General features: G+C 22.4%; 3 protein-coding genes and 1 tRNA gene. All 4 read left to right on the plus strand.

Annotated features, from left to right (window positions below):
• The coding region (locus DDW03_RS01925; protein ID WP_228615381.1) for a pyruvate kinase at nucleotides 1–745 on the plus strand (745 nt) is incomplete at its 5' end.
• Between the two features lie 118 nt (nucleotides 746–863).
• Nucleotides 864–958, plus strand: a tRNA-Tyr gene (locus DDW03_RS01930).
• A gap of 29 nt (nucleotides 959–987) precedes the next feature.
• Nucleotides 988–1,770, plus strand: coding sequence for a putative RNA uridine N3 methyltransferase (locus DDW03_RS01935; RefSeq protein WP_228615382.1), 783 nt, complete (start codon nucleotides 988–990; stop codon nucleotides 1,768–1,770).
• A 58-nt stretch (nucleotides 1,771–1,828) separates the two neighbouring features.
• Nucleotides 1,829–2,413: an acetate--CoA ligase family protein gene (locus tag DDW03_RS01940; protein WP_228615383.1), complete on the plus strand. Its 585-nt coding sequence runs from the start codon at nucleotides 1,829–1,831 to the stop codon at nucleotides 2,411–2,413.
• Nucleotides 2,414–2,557 lie beyond the last annotated feature (144 nt).

Genomic DNA, 2,557 nt, shown 5'->3' on the forward strand with positions numbered 1-2,557 from the left:
TGCTAAAATAGAAACTAAAAAAGCTTTAAATGATTTAGAAAACATAATTAAGGTATCTGATGGTGTAATGGTAGCAAGAGGAGATTTGGGAGTAGATATAGGATTTTCAAACTTAATATTTGCACAAAAAAGAATAATTAAAACATCAAGATTATATGGAAAACCTGTTATATTGGCTACACAAGTATTAGAATCCATGGTAAATAATTCAATACCAACTAGAGCAGAAATAATAGATGCTTCTGTATCAGTATTAGAAGGTGTAGATGCTATAATGTTAAGTGATGAAACGGCAATAGGTAATTATCCGGTAGATTCTGTAAAAATATTAGAAGAAATAATATTAAATGTAGAAAAAGAGGTAAAACCGGAATTATTACCTCCAAATAATATTGATGATTCTATAGCAGCAGGTGCTGTAAGTACTTCTGAATTTGATAATGATATAAAACTAATTGTTGCACATAGTAGAACTGGAAATTCTATAATAAGAGTTTCAAGATTAAGACCAAAACAAATTATAATAGGAGTTACACCAAATAAGGAATTATATAGGAAATTATACTTATTATATGGAGTATATCCTGAATTAGAAAATGCAGAAATTAAAGATATACTTGATATAATAAATAATTCCAAATTAATAGCTAAGAAATATATTAATAATGGATATATATTAATATTAGGTGGAGATCCTAAATCAGAAATCGGAAGAACAGATTTTATAAAAATAGAAAAAATATAACATACACAAATTTTTTATTAACAAAATTATAAAAAACAAAATATTTAATATGAATTTTGGGATATAATCTATAAAAGTTAAAATTTTTTAATATATATTATCTTAATTATAATAAATACCGGGCGTAGCTCAGCCCTGGTAGAGCGGCCGGCTGTAGTGGTTAAATTGGCCGCAGAGACCGGCAGGTCGTGGGTTCAAGTCCCACCGCCCGGACTTTTATTTTTATTTTTTAACAATTATATATGAGAAAATTATTATTAATTCCATCGACATTTACTGGAGAAAAAAGAGATCAAAAAATTAGAATATTTTTAATATCACAATTAGCAAGAGCAATTGTAAATTTTGGAATAAATGAAATTGGAATATATTATGATGACGATCCAAAATTTAATTCACATGGTTTGGGAAGATTTATCTTAAAAGTATTAAAATATTTAAATACTCCCCCATATATTAGAAAAATTGCATTTCCAATTGATAAAGAATTAAAATATATTGGTTCTGCTTTACCTTTAAATGTATATTATCATAAAGATAGAACAAGATATGAATATGTTTATATATTAAAAAGAGAAAAAGATAAATTTTATATAACAAATGGAGAAGAAAAATTTTATGTAAATGTAAATAAAAAATATAGAAAAACAAATATATTAATTTATGATAAAATAAATAAAAAATTATTGTATCCATATGAAACAGAATTTTATTTTGGTTATGAAGTATTTTATTATAATAAACCTTTAGAAGAATTAATTAAAAAATTAAAAGAAGAAAACTTTTATTTAATAGCAACATCTAGATATGGAGAAGATATAAAAAGTGCAAAAATTGAGAAAAAAGATAAAATTGCAATTGCTTTTGGATCTTTTGCAAGAGGTATTGAAGACATAATAAAAAATTGGAAAGAAAAATTTGATATATCAATAAATATATGTCCAGACCAAAAATTAGAAACTATTAGAACTGAAGAAGCTATATATTATACTTTATCATTATTACATTATAAAGAAATTATATAAATTATCAATTTTTGATAGTTATAATTCTTTATAAATTATAATAAACTTATTTTAAAATATGTTATCAGAAGGTTTTGAATTATTAGAAAAATATGGAATAAAGATTCCTAAATATTGGGTAAATGAAATACCACTGCATTCAAATTTTCCATTAGTAATAAAAGCAGATTTAAATCATAAAACAGATTTAGGAGCAGTAAAATTAAACATACAAAATTATAGTGAACTAAAAAAATATTATGAAGAATTTAGAAAAAAATTTAATACAAATATAATCATACAAGAGCAAATAATTGGAGAATTTAATGAAGTAATAATTGGAATAAAATATGATAAAATATTTGGAGATATATGTTTAATAGGGATTGGTGGAATATATACAGAATTATTAAAAGATTTCATTATATTATCTTTACCTTTTGATATATATATTTTAGAAAAAAGATTAAGAGATTTAAAATTATATCCAATGTTAAATGGATATAGAAATAGACCAAAAGTAAATGTTAATTTATTATATGAAAATGTAATGAAATTATATGAATTATATAAAAAAGAAAAATTATTAGAAATTGAAGTTAATCCATTATTAATTAATGAAAAAGAATCATATGCTGTAGATATAAGGTTTGTAAAGCAATAATTTTTATATAGTTTTCAATTAAAAAATATTTTTATGGTAAAGCTTGGTATATATGGAACTGTTTATAATTCTGCAGATACAGTTAGAACAACCATTGAAGATTTAAAGAAAAAATTAAAATATGATTTTATAATTTCTGTTTGT

The sequence above is a fragment of the Candidatus Nanobsidianus stetteri genome, assembly GCF_003086415.1.
Classification (GTDB): Archaea; Nanobdellota; Nanobdellia; order Nanobdellales; family Nanobdellaceae; genus Nanobdella; species Nanobdella stetteri_A.

Bases quoted from the DNA above. Each gene is read 5' to 3' on its own strand.
- DDW03_RS01940 (WP_228615383.1), top strand. From the start codon at position 1,829: ATGTTATCAGAAGGTTTTGAATTATTAGAAAAATATGGAATAAAGATT.
- DDW03_RS01935 (WP_228615382.1), top strand. From the start codon at position 988: ATGAGAAAATTATTATTAATTCCATCGACATTTACTGGAGAAAAAAGA.